Genomic DNA, 25,544 nt, shown 5'->3' on the forward strand with positions numbered 1-25,544 from the left:
CCTGCCCCGCTCGTCGAGGAAGTCTTCTTTCGCCCAGAGCGAACGCCGTTCGCGGAACATTCAAGCTTCCCGGCGCATTGAGTCAGTGTTGCTCAAGTTGACTGCCAAAGGGGAGATCATGGCTAATGAGTCGGGTGACTCCATGGAGTTCACGCTCGTCCTGCCCGTGCTGCCGCTCGACGACGAGGTCGTGCTGCCCGGGATGGTCGTGCCGCTGGATCTGAGCGACGCCGAGATCCGGGCCGCCGTCGAGGCCGCCCAGGCCGCCGCGCGTCCGGGCTCCGGCAAGCCGAAGGTGCTGCTGGTCCCGCGCATCGACGGCACGTACGCGAAGACCGGCGTGCTGGGCACCGTGGAGCAGGTCGGCAGGCTCGCCGACGGAGACCCCGGCGCCCTGGTGAAGGGCCGTGACCGGGTGCGCATCGGCGCCGGCACGACCGGCAACGGCGCCGCCCTGTGGGTCGAGGGCGTCCGCGTCGAGGAGACGCTCCCCGACCCCCTGCCCGGCCAGGTGACCGAGCTGGTCAAGGAGTACAAGGCGCTGGCCACCACCTGGCTGCGCAAGCGCGGCGCCTGGCAGGTCGTGGACCGGGTCCAGGCCATCGACGACGTGTCCGCGCTGGCCGACAACTCCGGATACTCGCCCTTCCTCACCACCGACCAGAAGACCGAGCTGCTGGAGACCGCCGACCCGGTGGCCCGCCTGAAGCTCGCCGCCCAGCAGCTCCGCGACCACCTCGCCGAGCAGGACGTGGCCGAGACCATCGCCAAGGACGTCCAGGAGGGCGTCGACAAGCAGCAGCGCGAGTTCCTGCTGCGCCGCCAGCTCGAAGCGGTCCGCAAGGAACTGCGCGAGCTGAACGGCGACGGCCCGGACGCGGCCGAGGAGTCCGACGACTACCGCGCCCGCGTGGAGGCCGCCGACCTGCCCGGGCACGTCCGCGAGGCCGCGCTCAAGGAAGTGGAGAAGCTGGAGCGCTCCTCCGACCAGTCGCCCGAGGGCTCCTGGATCAGGACCTGGCTGGACACCGTCCTGGAGATGCCGTGGAACGAGCGGACCGAGGACGCCTACGACATCCAGGGCGCCCAGGAGATCCTGGACGCCGAGCACGCCGGCCTCGACGACGTGAAGGCGCGCATCACCGAGTACCTCGCGGTGCGCAAGCGGCGCGGTGAGCGCGGCCTCGGCGTGATCGGCGGGCGGCGCGGCGGTGCCGTGCTCGCGCTGGTCGGACCTCCCGGCGTCGGCAAGACCAGCCTCGGCGAGTCCGTCGCGCACGCGATGGGGCGGAAGTTCGTCCGGGTCGCGCTCGGCGGTGTCCGCGACGAGGCGGAGATCCGGGGCCACCGGCGCACCTACGTCGGCGCGCTGCCCGGCCGCGTCGTCCGCGCGGTCAAGGAGGCCGGGTCGATGAACCCGGTCGTGCTGCTCGACGAGATCGACAAGGTCGGCTCGGACTTCCGGGGCGACCCGGCCGCCGCCCTGCTCGAAGTGCTCGACCCCGCGCAGAACCACACCTTCCGGGACCACTACCTGGAGGTCGAACTCGACCTCTCCGACGTGGTCTTCCTCGCCACCGCCAACGTGCTGGAGGCGATCCCGGAGGCGCTCGCCGACCGGATGGAGATCGTCCGGCTGGACGGCTACACCGAGGACGAGAAGGTCGTCATCGCCCGCGACCACCTGCTCCCGCGCCAGCTGGAGCGGGCCGGCCTGACCGGTGACGAGGTCACGCTGGAGGAGGGCGCGCTGCGCAAGCTCGCCGGGGAGTACACCCGCGAGGCGGGCGTGCGCACCCTGGAGCGGACCGTGGCCCGGCTGCTGCGCAAGGTCGCCGCCCAGCACGAACTGGGCGAGCGGGAGCTGCCGTTCACCGTCGGCGAGGAGGACCTGCGCGCACTGGTCGGACGCCCGCACCACGTGCCCGAGTCCGCCCAGGACCCGGCCGAGCGCCGTACCGCCGTACCCGGTGTGGCGACCGGACTCGCCGTCACCGGCGCGGGCGGCGACGTGCTCTACGTCGAGGCGTCGCTCGCCGACCCGGAGACGGGCGCGGCGGGGCTGACCCTGACCGGGCAGCTCGGTGACGTGATGAAGGAGTCGGCGCGGATCGCGCTGAGCTTCCTGCGCAGCCACGGCGCCGAGCTGGAGCTGCCGGTGGCCGACCTCAAGGACCGGGGTGTGCACATCCACTTCCCGGCGGGCGCGGTCCCCAAGGACGGGCCGAGCGCGGGCATCACCATGACCGCCGCGCTGGCCTCCCTGCTCTCCGGCCGGCTGGTCCGCACGGACGTGGCGATGACCGGCGAGGTCTCGCTCACCGGGCGGGTGCTGCCGATCGGCGGGGTGAAGCAGAAGCTGCTCGCCGCGCACCGCGCCGGGGTGACCACCGTGATCATCCCCAAGCGCAACGAGGCCGACCTGGACGACGTCCCGGCCGAAGTGCTGGAGAAGCTCGACGTCCACGCGGTGACCGACGTGCGCCAGGTGCTGGAGCTGGCCCTCGCGCCCGCCGCCGCCCCGGCCGGGGTCCCGGTCGCGGCCTGAGCCGCACGAAGGCCCGGGTCCCCTGTTCTCAGGGGGACCCGGGCCTTCGGCGTGCCGCTATCCGTTGGCCAGGGCCTGCACCCGGTCCAGGGCGCCGTTGAACCGGTCGTGGTCGCCGACCGTCGGGCCCGAGGAGGTGTACTGCCACATGGTGTGGACGCCCCAGCCCGCCGGCAGCGTGCCCGGCGCGGTCGCGTACCGGGCGATCCACAGCGGGTTGACCGCGCCGAAGGCGGCGCTGTCGCCCGTGCACTGGGTCCACCAGCTCGTCGCCGTGTAGATCACCGCGTCGCGGCCGGTGCGCGCCCGGTAGGTGTTCAGGAAGTCCGCGATCCAGCCGGTCATCGCCGCCCCGGCCATGCCGTAGCAGGCGTCGCCGTACGGGTTCCACTCGATGTCCAGCACCCCGGGCAGCGTCCGGCCGTCGCGCGACCAGCCGCCGCCGTGGTCCACGAAGTAGTTCGCCTGCGCCGCGCCGCTCGCCGAGTCGGGGGTCGCGAAGTGGTACGCGCCCCGGATCATGCCCACGTCGTACGAGCCGTTGTACTGCTGGGCGAAGGACGGGTTGGTGTAGTAGGTGCCCTCCGTGGCCTTGGTGTAGGCCCAGCGCACCCCGCTGTTCCACAGCGTGGCCCAGTCGACGGCGCCCTGGTGGCCGGAGACGTCGACGCCCTCGGTCTGCGCGGCCCGGGAACCGTCCGGGGTGCCGGAACTGCCGTCGTGGGCGAGGACGCCCATGCCGAGGTGGGCGTCGCCGCGGTGGGGCGCGGCCTGGGCGGGAGCGGTACCGATGACGAGGCTGAGCGTGCCGAGCAGGGCCGTGAGCCAGACGGCGAGCGTGCGCCCGCTGGCGGGGCCGGGTCTGTGCACGGGCATGGCGTGGCCTTTCGGGAGTGAAAGTGGGGGGACCTGAAACGACCGGTGAGCCTGTTGCGCCGGGCCGCCGCAAGGGGCCCGCCGCTCCAGCTACGCACGTAGATGCCGGAGTGGGAAGAGGGTCCGGATGCCGCCGTTGGTCTACGCCTGCGAAATACTGACCGAGCTGCGGAGATGACGGGGTCCGGCAGAAACTTTCAGACGCGAAACCGGGCAGGGGTACTGAGGTGCACGAGGACGGGAACAACGGTACGGGCGGCGACACCGCACCCGTGGCGCCGCGCTGTGTCGACCAGGAATTCCTGGCGCTGGAGCGCGAACTGACCGTGCTGCTGAGGCGGGCACGGTCCAACCAGGGGGAGATGGCCCGCGAGGTCCACCCCGACCTGGAGCCCGCCGCCTACGGGCTGCTCATCCGGCTCGACGAGCAGGGCGCCCAGCGGGCCACCGACCTGGCCGCCTACATCGGGGTCGGCAAGGCCACCATGTCCCGCCAGCTGCGCGCGCTGGAGGACCTGGGCCTGATCGCCCGCGAGCCCGACCCGGCCGACGGACGCGCCTGGCTGGTCACCCTCACCGACGAGGGCCGGGGTCGCGTGGGCCGGGTCCGCGAGGCCCGCCGCGCCCGCTACGTCAGCCAGCTCGCCCACTGGGACCGTCGCGAGGTCGCCGAACTGGCACGGCTGCTGCACGAGTTGAACGCCATCGCGGAGAAGTAGCGCGCTCCGGCGGCCCTCACAGCTCCACGTGGACGGCCGTCGCGTCGTCGTGCGTCTTGCTCCGGCCGAGGAACGCCCGCTCCTCGCGGTCCGCCGACTCCAGCTCCCGCACCCGGTCCACCAGGGCCCGGGTGCCCTCCTTGGCCACCAGGTCGAACAGGGCGGTCCAGTCGCCCTCGCGGAACTTCTCCGTCCAGCGGGCCGCGCCGTCCGTCAGCGCCACCAGCGAGCGCACCTCCCCGCGCGGCACCGTGCCGGTCACCGCGCGCCGGGCCACCGAGGGGTCGGCGGCGGCCGTGAAGAACCCGCCCTCCCGGTTGCGCAGCTCGGCGTCCACCCGCGCCGCGCTCGCCAGCGCCGAGCGCGGCAGCCGGGCCAGCCGGTCGTCCAGCACCGGGGTCACCGTGCCGTCCGGCGCGCGCAGCAGCAGCGCCGAGTCCGAGAGCACCAGGTACTCCACCGTCCGCTCCGACCAGCGCACCAGCACCACCGTCGCCTGTGGTGTGCGCGGGTGAGAAAGGTCACAGGTGATCAGATGGGCCTCGGATGTTTGGCGGATCGCCCGGCCGAGAATCTCCGTCAGCGTCAGATCTCGGTGGGAAACGGTCAGTTCGGTCAGCGCGCCGCCGAGCCGGGCCGTGAACCAGGGGACCGGGTGCGAACAGCCCGGCGTCCGCTCGGGCGGTGTCACTCCGTCCAGCAAGATCACGCAACCGCCCTGTCCGGAGGCGGGTAGTCCGACCCCCGCGAAGTCCTCGTTGGGCCGGCCGGCGTCGCCGGGTTCCGAGACGAGATCAGTACGCACCCCGCCAGTCTGCACGAAGCCTTCACGAGCCGGACCGGGACCGGTCCGTCAGCCCCGATCGGCGCCGACGCGCGCCCCGCACGCCGGAATTGGCGGCAAATGGCATGGTCCGGGAATGCGTGGCGGCGAATATTGCCAAAGCCTGCCCCGCGCGTCCAACCGGCCCGCCGTGCGGGGCCCCTCGGCGCGCCACCGCGACTTGCCCGCCAACTCCCCGGGCATGTTCACTCCTTCGGGTGGCGGGTCAGGTGATGCGCGGCCACTGCCCACCGGCGCTGGGAGGGTCGGGAACCACGAATCGGGTGTACGCACCACTTGGCACCGAGACGACGGGGCGCCGCCCGGCCCTTCCGTAGACGAGTTCAGGATTGCGAGCACCGGTGCAGAAGAAGCGGCCTCGGCGCACAGGCAGGCAGACGGCCCCCGAGGGGACCGAACAGACCCCCGTGGGCGCTGGACGCCCCACCCATGTGCGCAACCGGCTGATCGTCGCCGTGGCCGTGGTGGCCGCCGCCATAGCCGGAGCAGGCGCCCCCGCCCTGCTCACCGCCTCCCAGGACCTCAACGAGTCCCAGGAGCTGGTCACCCGGGCGGACGAGACGCAGGACGCCCTCGCGCTCGCCCACTCCCTGGCGGACGAACGCGACGAGGTCACCTCCTACGTCGCCGCCGGACGCCCCAAGACCAAGGCGCCCTCCGAGCAGCGCGGCACCCGCGTCGACCGCCAGGTCGAGGACCTGCGCGCCGACACCGACCTGCCCGCCAGGCTGCGTACCGCGCTGGACGGCATCGCCACGCTGCGCCGGGCCGCCCTGAGCGGCAAGACCGACGCGCTGCGCACGCACCAGGCGTACTCCGCCACCATCACCGAACTGCACCGGCTCGCCGAGGAGCTCGCCGAGCGGACGCCCCCGCGGGCCGGCTCCGGTGCCTACGCGCTCGCCGAACTGGACTCCGCCGTCCAGCAGTCCGCCGCCGCCCGCGGCCTGCTGCTGGCCGCGCTCAGCGTCCCCTCGACGTCCCGCACCCAGATCAACCCCGTCACCGGGCTGCCCGTCACGACCTCCGGCAGCTCCGAGGCCGACACCGCGCGCCGCGACGCGCTCACCGCCGCCGCCCAGCGGGCCCGGCTGCGCGCCGACGCCGGCCTCGCCACCTTCCGCGAGACCGCGCCCAAGACGGCCGTCACCTCCTACGACTCCACGGTCACCGGCCCCGAGGTCAACTCGGCCGACAAGTACCTGGACCTCCTCACCACCCAGCCCACCTTCGGCGACAGCCAGATGGCCGTCAGCGCCAAGAAGCTGGACGCCGCGCTCTCCGCCCGCGTCGACCTGATGCGCGGCGCCGAGTCCGCTCTCTACGAGCGCCAGGGGCAGAGCCTCGCCACCCTCCGGGACGACGACGTCACCGGCCTGGAGATCCGCATCGCGGTGCTCGGCGCCCTGATGCTGGTCGCCGTCGGCATCGCCACCGCCATGGCCCGCACCCTCACCCGGCCGCTGTCCGTGCTGCGCCGCGGCTCGGCCCGCCTGGCCGGCGCCGAGGACCCCACCGGGCAGGAGCCGATCGCCTTCACCGGCCGCAACGACGAGTTCGCCCAGGTCGTCCGGTCCGTCAACGCCCTGCACGCGCACGCCGTCGCCCTGCACGAGCGGGTCGCCACCCTGGAGGCCGACCGCAAGCACCTGGTCGGCCAGCGCCAGAAGATGGCCGACGCCCGCGAGGCCCTGCGCAGCGAACTCTCCGACTCCAGCGCCCAGCTCGAACGGCTGCGGGAGAGCATCGGCGGCACCTTCGTCAACCTCGCGCTGCGCACCCTCGGCCTGGTCGAGCGCCAGCTCTCCGTCATCGAGGGCCTGGAGGAGCGCGAGCAGGACCCCGAGCGGCTGGCCACCCTGTTCAAGCTGGACCACTTCGCCACGGTCATGCGCCGCCACAGCGAGAACCTCCTGGTCCTCTCCGGCACCGAGCACATCCAGCCCGCCCACGGGCCGGTCCCGCTGGTCGACGTGGTCCGCGCGGCCGTCAGCGAGATCGAGCGCTACGAACGCGTCCGCATCGCCGCGCTGCCCCCGCACGCCCACGTGGCCGGCTTCGCCGCCGACGACCTCTCCCACCTGCTGGCCGAACTGATGGAGAACGCCAGCTCGTTCTCCCCGCCCGACCTGCCCGTCGAGGTCTCCGCCTGGCTGCTGGAGTCCGGCGAGGTCATGCTCTCCGTGCAGGACGAGGGCATCGGCATGGCCGACGAGCGCATGGAGCGCCTCAACGGCCGCCTCGCGGACTTCGACCCGGAGTCGCCGTACGAGCAGGAGGGCGAGGACGGTCTCGGCCTCGGGCTGTACGTCGTAGCCCGGCTCGCCCACCGGCACGGCATCCGCGTCCAGCTGCGCGAGCAGAAGCAGGGCGGGGTCGCCGCCGTCGTCGTCCTGCCGCGGTCGCTGCTCACCGAGACCCCCGTCGGCGCGGTCCCGGACCCCGCCACCCGCACGGACGCCGGCCGGAGCTTCTCCCTGCCCGGCGCCGACGCCGAGGCCAACTCCAACGTGCTGCGCGGCCGCCCCAAGGGCGCCGACCCGCTCGTCGCCCTCGCCGAGAAGGCCGTGGCCGACAGCGAGCGGAACGCGGCCGCCGAGCAGCCCGAACCGGCCGGCGACGCGGTGATCCCGCGGCAGGCCACCCGCGCGCTGCCGCCCGAGACGCCGCCCGGCGCACTGCCGGAGTCGGCCCCCGAGACCACGATGGAGCTGCTGCTCCCGGCGGCCGCCCCCGCCGACGGGAACACGGCCGCCACCCCCGCGCCTGTCGCTCCCGAGCCCGCCGCCCCCCTCCCCGCCGAGGCCACGCACGACCGTGCCCCGGACGAGACGGAGGAGAAGCTGACGAGCAAGGGCCTGCCCAAGCGCACCCCGAAGATCACCGCTCCCGAGGAGCCGGTCCGCCCGCGCGCCACCGGCGTGGACGCCGAGGCCCTGCGCCGCAGGCTCGGCGGCTTCCGCCAGGGCGCCCAGGCCGGGTACCGGGACGTCGAAGCGGAGATCGCCGAGCGCACGGCGCAGAACCAGCGGCCCGCCACCAGCGCGAACGCCGAAGAGTCCACGGGGGGACACGCCGAGGAGGCAAGCAGTTGACCACGCCCAGTACCTACGGACTGAGCAGTGAAGCCCGCAACCTGCATTGGCTGCTGACCAACCTGGTCGAAGAAGTACCCGGTATCCAGTCGGTCGCGGTCGTCTCCTCCGACGGCCTCCTCCTGCTGTCGTCCGACCCGGGCCGCGCCGAGGCGGAGCGGCAGAGCCGCCCCGTCACCAAGGGCCCCCGCGGTTCCGCCGCAGACCTCGCCACCATCGTCTCCGGCATCGGCAGCCTCACCGTGGGCGCCGCCAAGCTGATGGACTACGGCTCGGTCAAGCACACCATGGTCGCCATGGACGAGGGCAGCCTCTTCGTCATGTCGATCAGCGACGGCTCGCTGCTCGGCGTGCACGGCTCCGCCGAGTGCGACATGAGTGTGATCGCGTACCACATGGCGCTCTTCGTCGGCCGCGCCGGACACGTGCTGACCCCGGAACTCCGCAGCGAACTGCGGAAATCCATGGAGTCCGAGCCGAGCGGGAGCGTCCGATGAGCGCCATCGCCAAGAAGACGCAGCTCCCCACGCGCGGCGGCGACCGCAAGGCCGCCCGGGTGCGCCCCTACTCGCTCACCGGCGGCCGCACCCGCTTCGGCCACGTCCTCCTCGTGGAGACGTTCGTGGCCAGCACCGCCGCGCTCGACGCCGCCGAGGAGCGCAGAGAACTGGCGAACGGCCCCACTCCGCGCGTGATGCCGGAGATGGCCGCCATCGTCGAACTGTGCCGCCGTATGCGCACGGTGGCCGAGATCGCCGCGCTGCTGAGAATGCCGCTCGGTGTCGTCCGCGTGCTCCTCAGCGACCTCGCGGACCAGGGAAAGATCCGTGTTTACGGCACCGGGACCGGTCACGGCACCGGCCGTCCGGACCGCGCGCTGCTGGAAAGGGTGCTGAGTGGACTCCGCCGTCTCTGACGCGACCGCCCCCGTCGGGAACGCTCCCCTCGTCGACGGCCTTGCCGAACCCGACGGGGAACTGAAGTCCTGGCAGCAGGACCGCAGCCGGGCCCCCGTCGCCACGAAGATCGTGGTGGCGGGCGGCTTCGGCGTCGGCAAGACCACCCTGGTCACCGCGGTCTCGGAGATCACCCCGCTCCAGACCGAGGCGCTGATGACCCAGGCGAGCGAGGAGACCGACGACCTCACCGCCACGCCGGGCAAGACCTCCACGACCGTGGCGATGGACTTCGGCCGCATCACGCTCGACGACGACCTGGTGCTCTACCTGTTCGGCACGCCGGGCCAGCAGCGGTTCTGGTTCATGTGGGACGACCTCGTCCGCGGCGCGATAGGCGCCGTGGTCCTGGCCGACACCCGGCGGCTCAAGGACTGCTTCCCGGCGCTGGACTACTTCGAGAGCTGCGGCCTGCCCTACGTGGTCGCGGTCAACCACTTCGACGGCAGCGAGATGTTCGGACCGGAGGACGTGCGGGAGGCCCTGACCATACCCGCGCACATCCCTGTCATGATCATGGATGCGCGCCGCCGGATCTCGGCCATCGAGACCCTCCTGGCCCTGGTGGGCCACGCGCTCGACGTAACCCCCGAGTAGCCCCCAGCCCCCGTAGGAGAAACCCCCGCATGCGGAAGATACTCGTCGTGGGAGCCGGTCAGTCCGGTCTCCAGCTCGCCCTCGGCCTGCAGTCGAACGGCTACGAGGTCACCCTGATGTCCAACCGGACGGCGGACGAGATCCGTTCCGGCCGGGTCATGTCGACCCAGTGCATGTTCGACACGGCCCTCCAGCACGAGCGCGACCTCCAGCTCAACTTCTGGGAGTCGCAGGCCCCGAAGATCGAGGGGCTCGGCGTCTCGGTCGCCGCCCCCGGCTCCTTCGACCCCGGCCCCTCCCAGCGGGCCATCGACTGGGTCGGCAAGCTCGACGGCTACGCCCAGTCGGTCGACCAGCGGGTCAAGATGGCCGGCTGGATGGAGACCTTCGCCCAGCGCGGCGGCCAGCTCGTCATCCACGGCGCGGCCGTCGGCGACCTCGACTACTTCTCCCGCACCTACGACCTCGTGCTGGTCTCGGCCGGCAAGGGCGAACTGGTGTCGATGTTCGGCCGCGACCCGGAGCGCTCCCCGTACACCGAGCCGCAGCGCGCGCTCGCGGTGGCGTACGTGCACGGGCTCGGCCCGCGCCCGGAGCACCCGGAGTTCGACGCGGTCCGCTGCAACCTGGTCCCCGGTGTCGGCGAGATGTTCGTGATGCCGACCCTGACCACGTCCGGCCGCGCCGACATCCTCTTCTGGGAGGGCATCCCGGGCGGCCCGCTCGACGTGTTCAACGGCATCAAGGACCCCGCCGAGCACCTCTCCCTGACCCTGGAACTCATGGAGAAGTTCCTGCCCTGGGAGTACGCGCGCGCCACCAAGGTCGAACTGACCGACGCCGGCGCCACCCTGGCCGGCCGCTACGCGCCGACCGTGCGCAACCCCATCGGCCGGCTCCCCGGCGGCGGCCTGGTCCTCGGCGTCGCCGACGTGGTCGTGGCCAACGACCCGATCACCGGCCAGGGCTCCAACTCGGCGTCCAAGTGCGCGGCCGCCTACCTTGCCTCCATCATCGAGCGCGGCGACCAGCCCTTCGACGAGGAGTGGATGAAGGCCACCTTCGACCGCTACTGGGACACCGCCCAGCACGTCACCAAGTGGACCAACGCCATGCTGGCCCCGCCGCCGGAGCACATCCTCAACCTGATCGGCGCCGCCGGCCAGCTCCAGCCCGTCGCCGACCGCTTCGCCAACGGCTTCGACAACCCGGCCGACTTCGAGAACTTCTTCTACGACCCCGCGAAGACGGAGGCGTACGTCGGCTCGGTCGCCGGAGCCTGATCCACCGACGACTCTCCCGGCCCCGTGCCCGCCTGTCACAGGCGGCGCGGGGCCGCGTCCGGTCTGACCGCGCCCAGTACCGGGTTGGCCGCCAGGGGAGAGATCCGTACCTTCTCGCCGGTCCGCGGGGCCTGGACCACCTTGCCCTCGCCCAGGTAGAGGGCGACGTGGGTGGCCTCGGGGAAGTAGATCACCAGATCGCCGGGACGCAGGCTGTCCAGGGGGACGTGGGGGAGACGGGCCCACTGCTCCTGGCTGGTGCGGGGGATCGGGGTGCCCGCCCGCGCCCAGGCGCGTGAGGTGAGGCCCGAGCAGTCGAAGGACGCGGGGCCCTGGGCGCCCCAGCGGTACGGCTTGCCGATCTGGTCCAGCGCGTACCCCACCGCACGGCCGCCCTCCGCCGACGCCGGCCGGTCCTCGCCGAGGGCGCCGGACTCCGTCAGGCGCCGCTGAGCCGCCTGGACCCCCTCCTGCTCCAGCCGGGACACCTCGCTGTGCTGCTCCGGGGTGAGGGAGGCGAGCAGGCGCTCCACCTCCGACAGGCGCCCCGTCACGTCGTCGCGCTGCTCCTTCTGCCGGCCGGCCAGCGTCAGCTGGGTGTCCAGGGCCTTGCGGGCCGCCCTGGCCAGGGTGTCCGCCCGCTTCTCGGCGCCGCTCAGCCGGTCCAGGGTGGCGGCGCGCTCGGTGGCGACCCGGCCGATGACATGGCCTTCGTCGAGCGCCTGCTGCGGATCGCGGGCGAGCAGCAGGCGGACGTAGGCGGAGAAGCCGGAGCTGTTCTGGTACTGCGCGCGGGCCAGCCGTCCGGCGTCCGCCCGGCTGCCGTGCAACGCGAGCCGGGCATGGGCCAGTTCGCCGTCCAGGCGTTTCACCTCGGCCCGCTGCGCGGCCAGCTTCCCGGTGGTGGCGTTGTAGGTCTCGGTGGCCTGCTCCGCCTGCCGGTACGCCTGCTGAAGGTCCGTCAGGAGCTGCGCCACCGAGCGCCGCGGCTCCGGCGCCGCCGCGGCGGGCAGCGGTGCGAGGGCGGCCTGGGCCGCCAGCGCGGCCGTGCAGGCCAGGCGCAGCAGGGTTCCTGACATGACATCACCTCCGGTGCGAGGGGCGGCGGTCCTCCCGCCTGCCTTTCGTACCGCGAGCTTGTGCCGCGTCCCGCCGGGTCCGCGCGCCGAGCGTGCGCGGACCGGCGCAACCCTGTCACCCGGTGGGGTCGTCCGGCTTGCCGTCCGGCGTGTTGTGCGGGGTGCCCTCCGGGGTGCCGCCCGAGGCGGGACCGGCCCCGGGCCGGGGCCTCGGCCTCGGCTTCGACCAGGGCCAGCGGAGCCGGTCGGCGTCGCCCAGGCCCTCGGGGTCGTGCACGTACTTCCACCCCCGCACCAGCCCCAGCCGCCTGGAGTGCCCGCGCGGGGTGCGGCGGTAGACCAGCACGGTGGGCGGGCCGCCGGCCGCGTCGGGGACGGGGATGCGGTACGTCTTCGGGGGGTGGCCGGTCGGGCCGAGCAGCACGGGCAGCACCCTGCCGTCCATGGGCCCGCCCTCGAAGGGGGTGTCCTGACTCTTCACGCCCTCAGTGTCGGTCATCCGGTCCGGCCGCGGCGAGGGCGGCCGCCGTCTGCGGGTCGCGCCCGGCCGTCACCGCCAGCACGGCCGTGAACTGCTCCACCAGCCAGTCGCGCAGCTCGTCCCTGGGCGGCCGCTTGCCCTCGTCCAGCCAGATCAGGGACGACGCCTCCACCGCCGCGATCCACATCCGCACCGTCATCCGCAGCCGGGGGCCCGGGTCGGCCACCCCGAGGTGGCTGAAGAGGTGCTCGGCGGCGGTCCGGCGCACCTCGTCCACGATGGCCGTCGTCCGGGAGGTCTCCACCACGCTGCCGCCCTGGAGCAGGGCGCTGAACCCGGTGTCGTGCTCGTCCACGAAGGCCAGGTAGCGGTCCAGGGCGCGCCCGAGCCGGGGTGTCAGCGGCCCCTGGCGGGGCTCGTCGAAGCACAGTCGCAGCGCCTCGGCGGCCGACTTCAGCGCGGCCTCGTAGAGCTGCTGCTTGCCGCCGGGGAAGTAGCGGTAGACCAGCGGGCGGGAGACCCCGGCGGCCTCGGCGACGTCGTCCAGCGAGACGTCCTCGGGCGCGCGGTGCGCGAAGAGGGACAGCGCCGACTCCAGAAGCTGGCTGCGGCGCTGCTCCACACTGAGGCGTCGGTAGGCGGGGGTGGCGGCCTGCGGGGTCATGTCCGGCAGCGTAATCGCTCCGGCCCGGACCCCGGCCGTGGCCGCCCTTACGCCAGCAGCCCCGACGCCTTCCACAGCCGCCGCCCGGTGCCGCGCAGGACGCCGATCTCGTCCAGGAAGTCGGTGAGCCGCTTCGCGCCGGTCTGCATCACCTCGCGCCGGTGCCCGCTGGCCTTCACCTGGGCCAGCGCCTCGCGCCTGTCGAGGCCGACGTTGGTGTACACCTCCGGGTTGACGAAGGCGACGGAGAAGATCCGCGCGAACTCGCCCGAGCTGACGCGGGTGAACTCCCGCGACCACTTCGGCGCCGTCACCATCTGGCGGCGCAGCTCCTCACGGGCGTACCGCACGTGCCGGGCCTCCTCCACCACGTGGATGCGCGTGACGCCCCGGATCAGGGGCTGCACCCGCTCGTCGGGGAAGGTCAGCCGCTGCATCCAGTCCAGCACCTCCTCGCCGAGCAGGGTGGCGGTGAAGGAGCCGGGCGTGGTGGAGATGGTCTTGAACAGCCGCCCGAGGTTCTGGTGGGCCCGGCTAACCGGGTACCAGGGGGTGCCGCCGCGGGTGATCACGCGGGCGAACATCTTGGAGTGCCGGCACTCGTCCTCGATCTCGGTGAGCGCGTACCGCACATGGGCGCTGGTGGCCGGCTTGTCGTAGATGTGCCGTACCAGCAGCTGCATGAGGATCAGCTCGAACCAGATGCCCAGCGAGGCGAGCGCGGCGGCCTCGTGCCGGGAGAGGTCGATGCGCTGCTCCTCGCTCATCCGGTGCCACAGCGGGGTGCCGTACAGGGACACCAGCTCCGGGGGCCAGAACCACTTGCCCTCCTCGAAGGGGGCGTCCCAGTCCAGCTCCTTGTCCGGGTCGAAGGAGTGCTTGGCGGAGGAGACGAGCAGTCGCTCGGCCACCTGCTCGCGGTCCTTGAGCGCGCCCAGCGCGTCGCGGAGCCCGTCGAGCGTTTCCTCTTCCGTCAGGGTCGTCATGGCCTGAAGTCACCTCGTCCAGCCAGGGGTACGTCGTCGTCCGCCTCTTATGAGACTGCGTGTCAGCAAGGGCGTCAATCCCCCGCGCACGACTTTTGACGACGACGAACCCCCTTGCTGCCGGACCCGGTTCAGGACCCCAGCACCGCCCGCATCACCTCACGGGCGATCGGCGCCGCGTCCCCGCCCCCGCTGATCTCCCCCCGGTCCGCCGAGGCGTCCTCCACCACCACCGCGACCGCCACCTCCGGCTCCGGGGAGCCGTCCGCCTGCGCCCAGGAGACGAACCAGGCGTACGGCAGCCCGGTGTTGCCCACCCCGTGCTGCGCGGTCCCCGTCTTGCCGCCGACCGTGGCACCCCGGATCGCCGCGTTGCCGCCGGTGCCGTGCTCCACCGCGTCCCGCATCAGCTCCTTCAGCTGCCACGCCGTCGACGGCCGCATCACCTGCCGCAGCGCGTGGGCACCCCCGCCCGAGACCGTCTCCCCGCCGGAGCGGGTGGTCCGCTCCACCAGATACGGCGCCCGCGCCTGCCCGCCGCCCGCCACCGCCGCCGACACCATCGCCATCTGCAGCGGAGTGGCCCGCGTGTTGTACTGCCCGATGGAGGACAGCCCCAGCTGCGCCTTGTCCATCGTCGTGTCGAAGGTGGACTGCGCCACCGAGAAGGGCACCCGCAGCCCGGTGTCGTTGAAGCCGAAGGCCCGCGCCGTCGCCGTCATGTCCGGCAGCCCCACGTCCACACCCAGCTTGGCGAACACCGTGTTGCAGGACCACGCGAATGCCTCCCGCAGCGAGGTGTTCCGGCAGCCGTCGGCCTCGTTGGTCAGCCGGGTCGTGGTGCCCGGCAGCCGGTAGGGGTCGGGGGAGTCGGTGGAGGCGTCCAGATCCGTGATCACCCCCGCGTCCAGCGCGGCCGCCGCCGTCACCACCTTGAACGTCGACCCCGGCGGATACGTCTGCCGCACCGCCCGGTTCAGCATCGGCTTGTCGGGATCGGCGTTCAGCCGCTCCCACGCCGCCGTCGTGCCCGCGCCGTTCCCCGACAGCAGCGCCGGGTCGTACGACGGCGCCGACACCAGCGCCAGCACCTTGCCCGTGGCCGGCTCGATCGCCGCCACCGCCCCCTTGCGCCCGGCCAGCCCCCGGAACGCGGCCCGCTGCGCCTTCGCGTCCAGCGTGGTGACGACGTTCCCGCCCGGGTTCAGCTCGTGGGACACGTCGTTCCACACCGGGAACCCCGACAACCGCGGGTCGGTGCCCGCGAGCAGCCCGTCCTCGGTGTGCTCCAGGAGCGTGGAGCCGTACCCCTGCGAGGCGAAGCCGGTCACCGGGGCGTACAACGGGCCGTCCAGATACGTGCGTTCGTAGCGCAACTGCTCGCCGGTGTCCCGCGAGCCGGTCACCGCCGTCCCGCCGACCACGATGTTCCCGCGCGGCTGCTGGTACCGGGCGATGGCGGAGCGGCGGTTGGCCGGGTTGTCGCCGTACGCCCCCGCCTCCACCACCTGCACCCGGGCCGCGTTGACCAGCAGGGCCAGCAGGAGAAGCCCGCAGAAGCCCAGCGCGTGCCGGATGTACGGGGCCATCGGGCGGTTGGCGGGGGTGTCGCCGTACTCGCCGGGTCCGCTCACGGGGCCTCCTCGCCGTCGTACTGGCTGCGCGCCGAGTCGCTCACCCGGATCAGCAGCGCCACGATCGCCCAGTTGGTGACCACCGAGGAGCCGCCCTGGGCGAGGAACGGCATCGCCATGCCGGTCAGCGGGATCAGCCCGGTCACCCCGCCCGCGATCACGAACACCTGCAGCGCCAGGATCGACGCCAGCCCCACCGCGAGCAGCCGGCCGAACGGCTCGCGCAGCGCGAGGGCCGCCCGGAAACCCCGCTCCACCAGCAGCGCGTACAGCAGGAAGATCGCCGCCAGCCCGGCCAGGCCCAGTTCCTCACCCGCCGTCGCCAGGATGAAGTCCGACTTGGTGGCGAAGCCGATCAGCGTGGAGTGGCCGAGCCCCAGCCCCGTGCCCGACATCCCGCCCGCCGCGAAGGCGAACAGCGACTGGGCGAGCTGGTTGGGGCCCTGACCGGCGTCGATGGTGGCGAACGGGTGCAGCCAGTCCTCGATCCGGCCGTGCACGTGCGGTTCCAGATGCCCCACCGCCCACGCGCCCACCACCGCCAGCACCAGCCCCACCGCGATCCATCCGGTCCGCCCGGTCGCCACGTACAGCAGCACCACGAACAGGCCGAAGAACAGCAGCGAGGTGCCGAGATCCCGCTCCAGCACCAGCACCCCGACACTCAGCAGCCAGATCGTCACGATCGGCCCGAGCACCCGCCCGGTCGGGAACTGCAGCCGCCAGAGCCGGCGCCCGGTGTACGCCAGCGCGCTGCGGTTCGCGGCCAGGTACGCGGCGAAGAACACCGCGAGGAGCACCTTGGCGAACTCGCCCGGCTGGATGGAGAACCCGGCGATCCTGATCCAGATCCGGGCGCCGTTGACCGCCGGGAACAGGATCGGCAGCAGCAACAGCACCAGCGCCGCCGCCACGCACACGTACGCGTACCGCTGCAGCACCCGGTGGTCCCGCAGCACCAGCACCACCACGATGAAGAGACCGACCCCGAGCGTGGACCACACCAGCTGCGCCGGAGCGGCCCGGTCGGCCGGGGTCTGCAGGTCGAGCCGGTAGATCAGCACCAGCCCCAGCCCGTTCAGCAGCACCGCGATGGGCAGCGGCAGCGGATCGGCGTACGGCGCCCGCAGCCGCACCGCGAGGTGCGCCAGCAGCGCCAGCCCGCCGAGCCCGGCGCCGTACCCCACCGCGCCGGGCGGCACCGCGCCCGTGCGCGCCAGACCGACCGCGCAGTAGCCGTACACCGACAGCAGCACGGCCAGCACGATCAGGGCCAGCTCCACCCCGCGCCGACGCGGCAGGACCGGGCTCGGCGCGGTCGCGGGCGAGGTGGGGGGCACGGTCCCGGCCTGGGTCATGGGCACGCCCCGCCCGCCCGTCCCCGGGGGGTCAGCACCAGCGCGGGGCGGGCCCGACGTTGCCGATGTACCGGGCCGAGGCCCACGCCCAGGTGCCGTCCGTGAGTAGGTACCACAGCGGGTTGCCGTCCACCCGGTCGCCGGCCACCTTGCAGTAGATGGACACGTGCTCGCCCTGCGCGGCGAAGCGGACGCGGCGGGTGCCGCGGTCGGGACGGTCGCGCAGCCAGATGCCGCCCTTGGCCGTCACCACACCGTCGTAGCGGCGAGGGTCGCGGTCGCCCCGCCCGCCCGCCTGCCCGTCGGGGCTCCCGGCACCGCCGGTACCGCCCGACTGCCGGGCGGCCGCAGAGCCGGCCGGGCCGTCCGCGGCACCGGCGGGCACGGCCCCGCCGAGCAGCACGCCCGTCACGGCCGCCAGTGCCAGGCCGTGGTAGAGGACGGAACGCAGGGACATGGAAGACCTCCGGAAGCGGACGGATCTGACTAACCGCCACATTAGGAGGCACCCCGGGCGACTGCCCGCCGCAGTGGGCCATCGGGGAGGAGTGTCCCGCGGGCTTCCTCCGGTCGGCCCGCTCAGGGGGGGTAAGGGGGGGGCTAAGGGCCCTTAGGGCATGGGTGCCGCCCGTCCGGGGTCCAGCAGGCCGGCGAGCAGATCCCCGTACCGCTCCAGCCGGGGCGCGATGTCCCCGGCGGTGAACTCCAGGCCGGCCGGCTCGCGGCAGCGCTCGACCTCGTCCCAGGTGACCGGCGTGGAGACGGCGGGGACCGCGCGAGCGCGCACGGTGTACGGGGCGGCCGTGGTCTTGCGGGCGGCGTTCTGGCTCCAGTCGACGAACACCTTGCCCGGCCGGAGGCTGCGCGTCATCCGGTGCAGCACCAGCCCCGGCATCGCCCGCTCCGCCTCCACGGCGAGCGCCTTGGCGTAGTCGCTCGCCTCCGCCGACGAGCCGCCGCGCACGGCCGCCAGCAGGTGCAGCCCCTTGGACCCGGCGGTCTTGGGGTACGCCTCGATCCCGTCGGCCGCGAGCCGGTCCCGCAGCCACAGGGCGACCTCGCAGCAGTGGACGACCGTGGCGGGGGCGCCGGGGTCGAGGTCGAAGACCAGCCGGTCGGCGACGTCCGGGCGACCCACCAGCCACTGGTGGGTGTGGAACTCGGTCACCAGGTTCGCCGCCCACATCAGGCTCGGCAGGTCCCGCACCACCACCATCCGGGCCGCGCCCGCCGAACGGGGGACCTCGGCGGTGGTGACCCAGTCGGGCGTACCCGGCGGCACGTTCTTGGTGAAGAACTCCCCGTGGCCGGGACCGTCCGGATAGCGCAGGAAGGACACCGCCCGGTCGCGCAGATGAGGCAGCAGCGCGTCGGCGGCGGTGGCGTAGTAGTGCAGCAGCTCGCCCTTGGTGAAGCCGGTCGCGGGGTACAGCACCTTCTCCAGGTTGCTGAGCGTGACCCGCCGCCCCTCCACCTCCGTCACTGGCGTCATAGGATGACAATCCCAGAACTGGGGCGAACGGGATAAATCGAAACCGTACGGAAGGGACCCGGCACGTGCGATCCATATGGAACGGCGCCATCTCCTTCGGCCTCGTCAGCATCCCGATCAAGCTGGTGAACGCCACCGAGAACCACTCGGTCTCCTTCCGCCAGGTCCACACCGAGGACAACGGCCGCATCCGCTACCGCAAGGTCTGCGAACTGGAGGACCGCGAGGTCACCCAGTCCGAGATCGGCAAGGCGTACGAGGGCGCCGACGGCGAGATCATCCCGATCAGCGAGGACGACCTCTCCCACCTCCCGCTCCCCACCGCCCGCACCATCGAGATCGTCGCCTTCGTCCCGGGCGACCGCATCGACCCGCTCCAGATGGACGCCGCGTACTACATCGCCGCCGCCGGAGCCCCGGCCGCCAAGCCGTACACCCTGCTGCGCGAGGCCCTCAAGCGCAGCCACAAGGTCGCCATCGCCAAGTTCGCGCTGCGCGGCCGGGAGCGGCTCGGCATGCTGCGCGTGGTCGGCGACGTGATCGTCCTGCACGGCCTGCTCTGGCCCGACGAGGTACGCGCGCCCGAGGGCGTCGCCCCGGACGTGGAGGTCACCGTCCGCGACCAGGAGCTCGACCTCGCGGACGCCCTCATGGACACCCTCGGCGAGGTCGACATGTCCGACCTCCACGACGAGTACCGCGAGGCTCTGGAGGAGGTCATCGCCGCCAAGGCGGCCGGCGAGACCCCGCCCGAGACCCCCGCCCCGGCCGACGGCGGCAAGGTCCTCGACCTGATGGCGGCCCTGGAGAAGAGCGTCCGCGAGGCCCGCGAGTCGCGGGCCGGGGAGGCGGAGGTCAGAAACCTGCACGGGCGGGGGACGCCGAAGGAGACGGGGGCTAAGAAGTCCACGGCGACGACGGGGAAGGCGGCCGCCAAGAAGACGGCGAGCGCGCGCAAGTCGACGTCGAAGGCGGCGGAGCCGAAGACGGGGAAGCGGGCGGCGAAGTCCACGTCGAAGGCGACGGAGAAGAAGACGGCGAGCGCGGCGAAGAAGGCACCCGCGAAGAAGCAGACGGCGAAGAAGGCGGCTGCGGGGAAGCGGTCGGCTTGAGGGTGGGAGGGCGTGAGGGCGGGAGGGATCGAGGGATCGAGGGATCGAGAACCTGAGGACCTGAGGACCTGAGGACCTGAGGGGACGGAGCAGGACCGGCGCTGTAGACGCACCCGGGGTCGCCGCCCGCGCACGCCCCCGCGTCCCGTACCTCGGATTCACCTCCCCGAACGGCGCGCCCTCAGGCACGATGAACATGTGACATACGTGGTGACCGTGGCGATGGCCCCGCCCCAGGGGGCCCCGGAACTCGACGCGCTGCGCCGGGAGGGAGTCGTCTTCCTGCTGCGCAAGGGCTTCGACTCGCTGGAGGCGGTCGAGGGCCCGGACGGCATGGAGGTCGACCTGCTGGACGACGTGATCGCCGCCCACCCGGGTGGGGCCCTGCTGAAGCTCTTCGTGGACGCCCCGGCGCTGGAGTTCGCGGAGGACGCAGCGCGGGAGGTGGTGACGGAGCTGATGGAGCGCACCGAGCCGCTGGCCGACTGGCGCCTGACCCGCTGCGCGGTGGAGCTGAACTCCGAGATGCTCCAGGAGAGCCTGGACGCGGCGGACGGCCCCGACGCCCCGCCGTCCGACCCGGCGGAACGCGCCCGGCGCCACGCGGCGGGCACCACCCCCGCGGCCCCGGACGCCCCGGGCCACTCGGAGAGCCAGGCGATGCGCACGAGGCTGCGCGAACTGGCGCCGACCCTCACGGCGTTCACGCTGGAGGCGTTCGGCCACCACGAGTCGGCGCCGGAGTGCGAGGTCGGCAGGGAGGCGGCGGAGATAGCGGCGGGCGCCGTGGTCTACGCGATCGACCTCCTGGTGGACGAACTCTTCACCGACCTGGCCGCCCTGGAGGACGACGGCCCCACGGTCGCCCGCAGCAACGCGACGTTCATGATCCTGGACGACCTGCCCCCGCACCTGGCGGACGCCTACACCGTCCTCTTCACCCGCCGCCTCACCGTCACCGCGATCACCCTGACGGGCCGCCTCACCCGCCCCCCGTTCGACCACCCCACCTGTCTGGCCGAGGAACTCCTCCTGAAGTCGCTGCTGAACCAGGCGGAGGTGACGGCCGACCTCTACAGCCTCCTGACCGACGAGGTCACCCAGGCCCTGGAAACCTTCGCCACCACCCTCCACCCCCCGATCCCACCCGCACCCCCCACCCCCGACGACCCCGACACCTGGTTCACCCCGTACACCCCGGTCTCCCCGGTACACCCGTACGCGGCGAACGAGGACGAGGAGACGGTGGTGGAGTTGCCGGAGTGAGGGGGCGCACCGGGAGAACCGACCGCGACCACATTTTCGGCGACCAGGGCGAGAGGACTTCGAGTCGGCTATTGGGATCGTGCGAGTAGAGGCGGCGGAGACACCTTTCCGTCGACGTCAATGCGACGTAGATCAACGGAGTTTGATCGTCTGTCACTGCTAGGCTGCGCCGTGCGTAACGCACGTCGGGGCGTCGACCCACCACTTCGAAGGGGACCCATGCGAGACATCGTCAATACGGACGACGAGGTTATTGGGCAAGCCGAGAAGGGTGAGATCGAGGAAAAGGGTCTGATCTCCCGCGTCGCGTTCGTGATGCTCCACAACGGCCGCGGGGAGCTGTTGTTGCATCAGCGTGCTGCCACGAAGCGCGCATACCCCCTGTACTGGTCGGGGGCGGCGGCCGGACATGTGGACGCGGGCGAGAGCTACGAAGAGGCTGCCCACCGGGAGCTGAGGGAAGAGCTCGGCATCGAGACCAAGTGCCGGCAGGTGGGGAAGTTCTACTCCGAGGCCGACCGCGAGATGGTCGGAGTCTTCCTGGGTTCCTACGACGGCCCCATCAAGATCGAAGAGGCCGAGGTCGCGCGCGTGGAGCACTTCAGCCTCGAACGGCTCAGCCAGGAGCGGGAAGCGATGCAGGTGACGAGTTTCGTCGACCGCTCGCTCCCCATGGTCGCCGAGGCCCTGAAGGTGACGCAGGATTCAGCGTGATTCGTCTGCGGTGGACGGCTTTTCCGCGATCATCTTGATGAAACTGTGGGCATGCTCGTCCATGTCCAGATGCCCGGCTTCCTGCTTGATCCTCTCCATGTAGAGCAGGACCTTCCGCCACCGGCCGTACGCGCCCACGACGGCGCCCTCCTCGTCGTCGGGGAAGGTCGGGACCACCTGGTGCGGCCGGGGCACGGGGCTGAACGTACTCCACAGCGACACGGCGTTCATGCCGCCCGGGGCCGTCATGTCCTGCATCTGCTTGCACACCGCGGACTTCTCCTCGATGTAGTGCAGGACGCCGTTGCACACGACGAGGTCGAACGCGTGGGCAGGCGCGAAATCGCGGATGTCGGTGTGATGCACCGCCACCTCCACCCCGGCCTCACGCATGAAACGCCGGACCTTGGCAGCGCCGATGCCACTCAGCTCCACGGCCTCGACCTGCCATCCGAGGAGGGCGAGCCTGATGGCGTCCGTACCCTCTCCGCTGCCGATGTCGAGCGCGCGCCCCGGCGGCCGCTGACGTGCCCAGCGCAGGATCGACTGCGTCATGAGCGACGCGGGATGGTCGTCGGGATCGGTGGAGTACCGGTGGGCCTGGCGCCACCAGTACCGATCGGTACCGCGGTAGGCGGCATCGAAAAATTCCTGTATCTCCGTCATGCGACACCCCTGTCCTTATGCTTCCAGAGGAAGAGACTCCATGAATTCACGGTCGTCGTAGGCTTCGGCCAGCTCCGAGAGCGCGTTCCTCCTCGATGCGTCGTCCTGGATGGCGGACAGCAGATCCGGAGCGCCGGGAACGCCCACGCGCTCGTAGGTCGGAACCAGGTGCGTGAAAAAGGCCCGGTACTGCAGTCCCGCGATTCCCGTGATGTAGACGTTCTTCTGGGCCGAACGCCGCGTGCGCTTGGTCTCCTGCAGGGCCGCGGCGAACTGGCCGAGCAGTTCGTCGGACACTTTCGCCCGGCTCATCTCCCTGACGAGCGCATCGGCGGCGTCACTCTTGCCGTGCAGACGCAGATTCAGCGCGAGAACGTGGGCGACGCCGGCGCGTTGAAACGAGTCCAGTGAGTCGTTCCCGCAGATCGTCAGCACGTTGGAATACACCTGGTGTTCCCTGATGGTCACCAGGTCGTCCATCCCCCAGGGGAGCATGTGCAGCTCGGCGGCGTATCTGGTCTCGCGGGGGAGTTGCTGCTCGAACAGGTAGAAGAAGAGATTTTCCTTGTCCGGGTAGTAGAAATTGAGAGAATCCACCAGCTCGGGTGGATCGGTGCACTCAGAGATGCCGAAATCCTGCAGAAGCTCGCGATCGAGAGCCGTCCGGGCCGCGACATCGGAAACGAGGAAGTGGGAATCACCCGACGGTGTCAGGAAGCCCGACTCGGGGAGAGCGCAGTCCCGCTGATTGATGTACCCGCTCACATGGGAGATCTTCCCCATCTCGCGGGTCGACGTGCGCGGAGTATTGATCTGGAGCAGTGGTTCGGCGCCGGTCCTGCCCCGTCTCCACGTGATCGCGACCAGCGCCGCCAGCCAGTCGCCGGTCTCCTGGCCGTCGACCAGCACGCTGCGTCTGAACCGAGCTCCGCTGCACCGGAACTCGTGCGTACCCGGGGTGGGCTCGCCGGCGAGCACGATCTCGTGCTCCTCGCGGCTCGACTCCACGACTTCCCGGAAGGCCTGCTCGAAGTAGTGGTCCACCCGGTCGAGGAAATTGACCTGCAGATCCTCGGCGGATTCGAGCTTGGGCCGGGAGATCGAGAGCTGCACGCTCTGTCTTCCGTCGGGCATGGAGAACAGCGTCCCGATGAACGGCGGCGCGAAAGGGCATAAGGAAATCGTCCAGTGGCCGAGCCGGCCGTACCGCAACAGCAGCGACATGAGGCGTCGACGTACCTGCCAGACCCGGTACTTGCGCTCCGCGACCGCGGCGTTCCGGTCGGGAAAACGCGCGCTGAGTCCGTCGTTGATGAAGGGCAGAACGGAGTTGTCGGGGAAGACCACGTGCAGGTGATCCCAGAATCCCTCGGCGGTCCGCGCCTTCCGTAACGCCGCTTCCTCGATGAGATCCGGCAGCGAGTCGTCGGACACGGTGATGATCGTGACCGAACGGGCTTCGGTGAGGTGCTCGATGAACCGGCGCTGGTCCGGCCCGCGATGTGTGGTGACGAGGGGGACATGGGCTTCCGGGGAGGCGCCGATGTGGAGCGAGGGCCCTCCGTCGTCATCGCCCTGTGCCCGGAGGCGCCGGTCCGGAGCGAGATTCTCCAGCATGGCGAGGAGGTCGCGGGCCAGGGCCGTGACGCGCGTCGCGAAGAGCGGGTCACCGGGCTCGATGCCGGTCAGGTCCACGCTCTGCCTCGTCTGGGCTTCCCTGATCCTGCGAGCGGCGTCCGGCCCTGGGGCCGACACCTGCCCGGTGGAGATGAAACGCACCGGGAACACCAGGGACTCGTAAGGCAGCAGCTCGTACTCCGACCTGCGTTCCTTCTCCAGAGTGAGAAAGGTGTCCCACTCCCGGGCGCACCAGTCGGAGGTGGCGTACGAGGGAGACTGAACGGCTATGAGGGTCGCGCTGCGCCGCAGAGAATGGAGCAGCCGCGTCTCCCATAAGGACGACGCCCGAATCTGCGTGGTATCGACGAAAAGCCTCAACGGCCGGCCGCTCAGCGAGCGGAATGCCTCGGACAGGGCACCGGTGAAATCCGAAAGAAAGCCACGCGTCTTCTCGTCGAAGCGCGCGTAGCTGATAAAGGCGTCGTACTCCCAGGCGTCGGTCACGTCCGCCATGTACCGCCCCCGCCCCGTCGGATCACACGACAACCAGCGTACTGGCAGAGACCTCTTGACGGTATGGGCCGGAGTGGAGAGCGGCGAAGTTCGGATCATGCCGATAACTGACCTCGCGATTTGCGAAGCAGGGCAAGTGGCGCGGTCGAGCCGACGTCGATCATGGCATCCGTACTAGCCCGCACATACGCGAAGACCCCGGCCTCAGCGTTTCCGCTGGTGACGGGGTCTTTGGGCACCTCATAGTGGGTGCCCCCGGCAGGATTCGAACCTGCGCACACGGCTCCGGAGGCCGTTGCTCTATCCCCTGAGCTACGGGGGCGTGTCGGCCGCTGCTTGCGGCGACGGGTAGAACCCTAGCAGGTCTTCCGGGGTGATCAGGAACGGCTTTGTGCAGGCAGGGTCGCGGCGTCGCCGGCCATCCGCGTCCACTCAGATCCCGCCCCCACCCGTCAGAGCGAGAAGTGGGGAAAACCGGGACGCCGCCCCTCGCCCCGACCTACTCTCGAGTTGTGTCAGGCGCCTCTGGCCGGGTGCTTGTTGTGGACGACAGCAAGGGCATCCGGCAGCTGATCAAGGTCAACCTCGAGCTGGAAGGGCTCGAGGTGGTGACCGCGGTCGATGGTGCCGAGTGTCTTGAGGTGGTGCATCACGTACGGCCCGACGTCGTCACGCTCGACGTCGTCATGCCGCGCCTCGACGGGCTCAGCACCGCCGCCCGCCTCCGCGCCGACCCCCGTACGCGTGACCTCCCGCTCGCGATCATCAGTGCCTGCACCCAGTATGAGGTCGAGAGCGGGCTCGACGCCGGTGTCGATGCCTTCCTCCCCAAGCCCTTCGAGCCCGACGAACTGGTCCGCCTGGTCAAGGGGCTCCTGGAGCGCAGCGACCCGCGGCGCGGGGGAGACGGTGCCAGTGGGCTCGCCGACGGGGTCTGCTTCGGCGGGTAGGGCCGTCCACAGGATCAGGCCCGTCCTCCAGATCAGCCCGTCCTCCGGGTCATGGCCGTTCTCCGGATCAAGGCCGCCCGGACGCCCACCC

At 71.7% G+C, this 25,544-nt stretch carries 23 protein-coding genes and 1 tRNA gene; 11 read left to right on the top strand and 13 right to left on the bottom strand.

The window, feature by feature from the left end; all coding sequences use genetic code 11:
• Window positions 1–118: 118 nt before the first annotated feature.
• Window positions 119–2,548: an endopeptidase La gene (lon, locus tag ABZ898_RS01540; protein WP_361651633.1), complete on the top strand. Its 2,430-nt coding sequence runs from the start codon at window positions 119–121 to the stop codon at window positions 2,546–2,548.
• 57 nt (window positions 2,549–2,605) lie between these two features.
• On the opposite strand, the gene ABZ898_RS01545 is transcribed toward lon, so the two are convergent.
• Window positions 2,606–3,424 carry a lysozyme gene (locus ABZ898_RS01545; RefSeq protein WP_361651635.1) on the bottom strand — a complete coding sequence of 273 codons (819 nt, stop codon included), beginning with the start codon at window positions 3,422–3,424 and terminating at the stop codon, window positions 2,606–2,608.
• Window positions 3,425–3,696: 272 nt separating this feature from the next.
• On the opposite strand from ABZ898_RS01545, the gene ABZ898_RS01550 reads away from it, so the two are divergent.
• Window positions 3,697–4,143, top strand: coding sequence for a MarR family transcriptional regulator (locus ABZ898_RS01550; protein ID WP_361652265.1), 447 nt, complete (start codon window positions 3,697–3,699; stop codon window positions 4,141–4,143).
• A gap of 16 nt (window positions 4,144–4,159) precedes the next feature.
• Here the strand turns inward: ABZ898_RS01550 and ABZ898_RS01555 are convergent, their stop codons facing one another.
• A complete protein-coding gene (locus ABZ898_RS01555) occupies window positions 4,160–4,948 on the bottom strand; it encodes a protein phosphatase 2C domain-containing protein (RefSeq protein ID WP_361651637.1) in 789 nt (262 codons plus the stop codon).
• A 380-nt stretch (window positions 4,949–5,328) separates the two neighbouring features.
• On the opposite strand from ABZ898_RS01555, the gene ABZ898_RS01560 reads away from it, so the two are divergent.
• Genes ABZ898_RS01560 through ABZ898_RS01580 form a run of 5 tightly spaced genes read left to right on the top strand, consistent with a single transcriptional unit; the run spans window position 5,329 to window position 10,918 of the window.
• Complete coding sequence (locus ABZ898_RS01560; RefSeq protein WP_361651639.1) at window positions 5,329–8,082, top strand: nitrate- and nitrite sensing domain-containing protein; 2,754 nt, start codon at window positions 5,329–5,331, stop codon at window positions 8,080–8,082.
• A complete protein-coding gene (locus ABZ898_RS01565; RefSeq protein WP_361651641.1) occupies window positions 8,079–8,579 on the top strand; it encodes a roadblock/LC7 domain-containing protein in 501 nt (166 codons plus the stop codon). Before ABZ898_RS01560 ends, ABZ898_RS01565 begins: the two co-directional genes overlap by 4 nt.
• Window positions 8,576–8,998, top strand: coding sequence for a DUF742 domain-containing protein (locus tag ABZ898_RS01570; protein ID WP_361651642.1), 423 nt, complete (start codon window positions 8,576–8,578; stop codon window positions 8,996–8,998). The genes ABZ898_RS01565 and ABZ898_RS01570 overlap by 4 nt, the downstream gene beginning before the upstream one ends.
• Entirely contained in the window at window positions 8,979–9,635 is a 657-nt protein-coding gene (locus ABZ898_RS01575; RefSeq protein ID WP_361651643.1) for an ATP/GTP-binding protein, read from the top strand. Before ABZ898_RS01570 ends, ABZ898_RS01575 begins: the two co-directional genes overlap by 20 nt.
• Before the next feature lie 29 nt (window positions 9,636–9,664).
• Window positions 9,665–10,918 carry a styrene monooxygenase/indole monooxygenase family protein gene (locus ABZ898_RS01580; RefSeq protein ID WP_361651645.1) on the top strand — a complete coding sequence of 418 codons (1,254 nt, stop codon included), beginning with the start codon at window positions 9,665–9,667 and terminating at the stop codon, window positions 10,916–10,918.
• Between the two features lie 35 nt (window positions 10,919–10,953).
• Here the strand turns inward: ABZ898_RS01580 and ABZ898_RS01585 are convergent, their stop codons facing one another.
• The 8 genes from ABZ898_RS01585 to ligD form a co-directional block, all read right to left on the bottom strand.
• Complete coding sequence (locus ABZ898_RS01585; RefSeq protein WP_361651647.1) at window positions 10,954–11,997, bottom strand: C40 family peptidase; 1,044 nt, start codon at window positions 11,995–11,997, stop codon at window positions 10,954–10,956.
• Between the two features lie 115 nt (window positions 11,998–12,112).
• Window positions 12,113–12,496: a hypothetical protein gene (locus tag ABZ898_RS01590; protein ID WP_361651648.1), complete on the bottom strand. Its 384-nt coding sequence runs from the start codon at window positions 12,494–12,496 to the stop codon at window positions 12,113–12,115.
• Complete coding sequence (locus ABZ898_RS01595; RefSeq protein WP_361651650.1) at window positions 12,483–13,142, bottom strand: TetR/AcrR family transcriptional regulator; 660 nt, start codon at window positions 13,140–13,142, stop codon at window positions 12,483–12,485. The genes ABZ898_RS01590 and ABZ898_RS01595 overlap by 14 nt, the downstream gene beginning before the upstream one ends.
• A 47-nt stretch (window positions 13,143–13,189) precedes the next feature.
• Window positions 13,190–14,128 carry a diiron oxygenase gene (locus tag ABZ898_RS01600; RefSeq protein ID WP_361651652.1) on the bottom strand — a complete coding sequence of 313 codons (939 nt, stop codon included), beginning with the start codon at window positions 14,126–14,128 and terminating at the stop codon, window positions 13,190–13,192.
• A gap of 131 nt (window positions 14,129–14,259) precedes the next feature.
• On the bottom strand, window positions 14,260–15,717 hold the full coding sequence (locus ABZ898_RS01605) for a penicillin-binding transpeptidase domain-containing protein (protein ID WP_361652267.1): 1,458 nt from the start codon (window positions 15,715–15,717) through the stop codon (window positions 14,260–14,262).
• Between the two features lie 41 nt (window positions 15,718–15,758).
• Window positions 15,759–17,120, bottom strand: a complete 1,362-nt coding sequence (locus ABZ898_RS01610; RefSeq protein WP_361651654.1) for an FtsW/RodA/SpoVE family cell cycle protein — start codon at window positions 17,118–17,120, stop codon at window positions 15,759–15,761.
• A 31-nt stretch (window positions 17,121–17,151) separates the two neighbouring features.
• Window positions 17,152–17,577, bottom strand: a complete 426-nt coding sequence (locus ABZ898_RS01615; RefSeq protein ID WP_361651656.1) for an SH3 domain-containing protein — start codon at window positions 17,575–17,577, stop codon at window positions 17,152–17,154.
• Window positions 17,578–17,730: 153 nt separating this feature from the next.
• Window positions 17,731–18,612 carry a non-homologous end-joining DNA ligase gene (gene ligD, locus ABZ898_RS01620; RefSeq protein WP_361651658.1) on the bottom strand — a complete coding sequence of 294 codons (882 nt, stop codon included), beginning with the start codon at window positions 18,610–18,612 and terminating at the stop codon, window positions 17,731–17,733.
• Between the two features lie 65 nt (window positions 18,613–18,677).
• Here ligD and ABZ898_RS01625 point away from each other — a divergent pair, with 65 nt between their 5' ends.
• From ABZ898_RS01625 to ABZ898_RS01635, 3 genes are all read left to right on the top strand, one after another.
• Window positions 18,678–19,724 carry a Ku protein gene (locus ABZ898_RS01625; protein ID WP_361651660.1) on the top strand — a complete coding sequence of 349 codons (1,047 nt, stop codon included), beginning with the start codon at window positions 18,678–18,680 and terminating at the stop codon, window positions 19,722–19,724.
• A gap of 198 nt (window positions 19,725–19,922) precedes the next feature.
• On the top strand, window positions 19,923–20,990 hold the full coding sequence (locus tag ABZ898_RS01630) for a hypothetical protein (protein ID WP_361651661.1): 1,068 nt from the start codon (window positions 19,923–19,925) through the stop codon (window positions 20,988–20,990).
• A 219-nt stretch (window positions 20,991–21,209) separates the two neighbouring features.
• The gene (locus ABZ898_RS01635; RefSeq protein WP_361651663.1) at window positions 21,210–21,704 is read left to right on the top strand and encodes an NUDIX domain-containing protein; all 495 of its coding nucleotides are present in this window, start codon (window positions 21,210–21,212) and stop codon (window positions 21,702–21,704) included.
• Here ABZ898_RS01635 and ABZ898_RS01640 read toward each other — a convergent pair.
• The 3 genes from ABZ898_RS01640 to ABZ898_RS01650 all read right to left on the bottom strand — a co-directional run bounded on the left by ABZ898_RS01640 (window position 21,696) and on the right by ABZ898_RS01650 (window position 24,825).
• Window positions 21,696–22,370: a class I SAM-dependent methyltransferase gene (locus ABZ898_RS01640; RefSeq protein ID WP_361651665.1), complete on the bottom strand. Its 675-nt coding sequence runs from the start codon at window positions 22,368–22,370 to the stop codon at window positions 21,696–21,698. The genes ABZ898_RS01635 and ABZ898_RS01640 overlap by 9 nt on opposite strands.
• A gap of 15 nt (window positions 22,371–22,385) precedes the next feature.
• On the bottom strand, window positions 22,386–24,503 hold the full coding sequence (locus tag ABZ898_RS01645) for a toll/interleukin-1 receptor domain-containing protein (protein WP_361651667.1): 2,118 nt from the start codon (window positions 24,501–24,503) through the stop codon (window positions 22,386–22,388).
• A 250-nt stretch (window positions 24,504–24,753) separates the two neighbouring features.
• Window positions 24,754–24,825: transfer RNA gene (locus ABZ898_RS01650), tRNA-Arg, on the bottom strand.
• Window positions 24,826–24,967: 142 nt separating this feature from the next.
• On the opposite strand from ABZ898_RS01650, the gene ABZ898_RS01655 reads away from it, so the two are divergent.
• Window positions 24,968–25,453: a response regulator gene (locus ABZ898_RS01655; protein WP_361651668.1), complete on the top strand. Its 486-nt coding sequence runs from the start codon at window positions 24,968–24,970 to the stop codon at window positions 25,451–25,453.
• Window positions 25,454–25,544: the final 91 nt, after the last annotated feature.

It is taken from the genome of Streptomyces sp. NPDC046860 (assembly GCF_040645115.1).
Taxonomy (GTDB): Bacteria; Actinomycetota; Actinomycetes; order Streptomycetales; family Streptomycetaceae; genus Streptomyces.

What these genes read in the sequence shown, in the direction of transcription:
- ABZ898_RS01645 (WP_361651667.1), bottom strand. Translation starts at nt 24,503, where the DNA reads ATGGCGGACGTGACCGACGCCTGGGAGTACGACGCCTTTATCAGCTAC.
- ligD (WP_361651658.1), bottom strand. Translation starts at nt 18,612, where the DNA reads ATGACGCCAGTGACGGAGGTGGAGGGGCGGCGGGTCACGCTCAGCAAC.
- ABZ898_RS01615 (WP_361651656.1), bottom strand. Translation starts at nt 17,577, where the DNA reads ATGTCCCTGCGTTCCGTCCTCTACCACGGCCTGGCACTGGCGGCCGTG.
- lon (WP_361651633.1), top strand. Translation starts at nt 119, where the DNA reads ATGGCTAATGAGTCGGGTGACTCCATGGAGTTCACGCTCGTCCTGCCC.
- ABZ898_RS01580 (WP_361651645.1), top strand. Translation starts at nt 9,665, where the DNA reads ATGCGGAAGATACTCGTCGTGGGAGCCGGTCAGTCCGGTCTCCAGCTC.
- ABZ898_RS01635 (WP_361651663.1), top strand. Translation starts at nt 21,210, where the DNA reads ATGCGAGACATCGTCAATACGGACGACGAGGTTATTGGGCAAGCCGAG.
- ABZ898_RS01610 (WP_361651654.1), bottom strand. Translation starts at nt 17,120, where the DNA reads ATGACCCAGGCCGGGACCGTGCCCCCCACCTCGCCCGCGACCGCGCCG.
- ABZ898_RS01590 (WP_361651648.1), bottom strand. Translation starts at nt 12,496, where the DNA reads ATGACCGACACTGAGGGCGTGAAGAGTCAGGACACCCCCTTCGAGGGC.
- ABZ898_RS01545 (WP_361651635.1), bottom strand. Translation starts at nt 3,424, where the DNA reads ATGCCCGTGCACAGACCCGGCCCCGCCAGCGGGCGCACGCTCGCCGTC.
- ABZ898_RS01605 (WP_361652267.1), bottom strand. Translation starts at nt 15,717, where the DNA reads ATGGCCCCGTACATCCGGCACGCGCTGGGCTTCTGCGGGCTTCTCCTG.
- ABZ898_RS01570 (WP_361651642.1), top strand. Translation starts at nt 8,576, where the DNA reads ATGAGCGCCATCGCCAAGAAGACGCAGCTCCCCACGCGCGGCGGCGAC.
- ABZ898_RS01600 (WP_361651652.1), bottom strand. Translation starts at nt 14,128, where the DNA reads ATGACGACCCTGACGGAAGAGGAAACGCTCGACGGGCTCCGCGACGCG.
- ABZ898_RS01585 (WP_361651647.1), bottom strand. Translation starts at nt 11,997, where the DNA reads ATGTCAGGAACCCTGCTGCGCCTGGCCTGCACGGCCGCGCTGGCGGCC.
- ABZ898_RS01595 (WP_361651650.1), bottom strand. Translation starts at nt 13,142, where the DNA reads ATGACCCCGCAGGCCGCCACCCCCGCCTACCGACGCCTCAGTGTGGAG.
- ABZ898_RS01640 (WP_361651665.1), bottom strand. Translation starts at nt 22,370, where the DNA reads ATGACGGAGATACAGGAATTTTTCGATGCCGCCTACCGCGGTACCGAT.